Origin of the sequence: Ilyomonas limi (assembly GCF_005233845.1) — a bacterium.
Classification (GTDB): domain Bacteria; phylum Bacteroidota; class Bacteroidia; order Chitinophagales; family Chitinophagaceae; genus Ilyomonas; species Ilyomonas limi.
This window is the reverse complement of the sequence record NZ_SZQL01000064.1, coordinates 1-1,385: the sequence shown is the minus strand read 5'-3', so window position 1 is coordinate 1,385 and position 1,385 is coordinate 1. Positions and strand designations below refer to the sequence as shown.

General features: G+C 47.1%; 1 protein-coding gene. It reads left to right on the top strand.

Features of this window, described 5'->3' with window-relative positions:
• Window positions 1-1,044, top strand: a 1,044-nt coding sequence (locus FC093_RS23575; protein WP_137264282.1) for an IS110 family RNA-guided transposase, incomplete at its 5' end; no start/stop codon positions are given.
• Window positions 1,045-1,385 lie beyond the last annotated feature (341 nt).

Here is a 1,385-nt window from a genome sequence, read left to right as displayed (position 1 = left end):
ACCGCTTCTGTACCAAAGTTATTCATTGGTATGGATGTACACAAGAAAAGCTGGACCTGTCATTTTAAAACAGACCTGTTTGATTATAAGACGGTCACCATGCCGGCTGATAGTGCTTGTTTGCAGGACTATGTTCAAAAGCAATTTGCAGGTCACGAGGTCACCTGCTGCTATGAAGCAGGTTGTTGTGGTTACTGGATTGCCAGGCAACTGCAGCAAAGTAACTGGAAGGTACTGGTGGTCAATCCGGCTGATGTGCCCCGCACCAACAAACAGGACTGGCAGAAGACCGATAAGATAGACTGCCGCAACCTGTGCCATCAGTTGCAACAAAATAACCTGCACGGCATACACATTCCTGAGCAACAACAGGAACAACTCAGAAGTCTTTTCCGCAGGCGCATTCACCTGGCAAGACAGTTACGTACCATTAAGAATCACATCAAAAGCCAGCTGCTGTACTATGGCATTAAAGTACCGGAAGCGTTCGACAATCCCAACTGGAGCCATGACATGAAAACATGGTTACGTAACATCGAGTGGAAGTTTACATCAGCAGCGCAGGCAATGCAAAGCCGGTTGAAGCACCTGGACTTTCTGTGGTATGAAGAGCTCCATATCAGCACCGAACTGAGAGCCTACTGCAGAAAGCATTACAAGAAAGATTATTACCTTCTCAAAAGTGTTCCGGGCATCGGCGGCATTACAGCCGCTGCCCTGCTGGCAGAGCTGGGTGACTTAAGAAGGTTTAAGCGCTTGGATGAACTGGCATCACTGGTAGGGCTCGTACCGGGCATCCATCAGAGCAGTGATAATAAGATCTGTCTGGGATTGTCTAAAAGAAGTAACCGCTGCATCAGAAGCCTGTTGGTAGAGGCAAGCTGGGTAGCCGTACGGACCGACATGGCACTGCAGGCTTACTATCGCAAGCAGGTGGCTAAGGAGCCCAACAAAGCCATCATCAAAGTAGCGCATAAGCTGCTGAGCAGGATAAGGGCTGTTGTCATCAGTGGAGTGCCTTATCAAAGCGGAGTGGTACAATAAACAAACATGTTTAAGCTCACATTATAAGCATAGATGGGAGCAGACTGCAAAACATGAGGGGTGACCGGCAATCGGATCACAATCGCAAAGCAGGCAGCTGCTCTTCTTTAAACTAAGATTGGATGCAGGTAGCACCCGCAAGGGAAGACTACAAATAGGATGCGGAGCTGAATAAAACAAAGAAGGCAACCGCTGTGTCTTCACATGATTGAACACCGGCTGTAGTAACATCTATGAGCTGAAGAATATTCAATCATGTAAATCCACAGCGTACTAAATCTATCTCTTTATGTAGTACCTTTATTCACATATCACCCCTCGAAAACCGCTTTACATAGGAT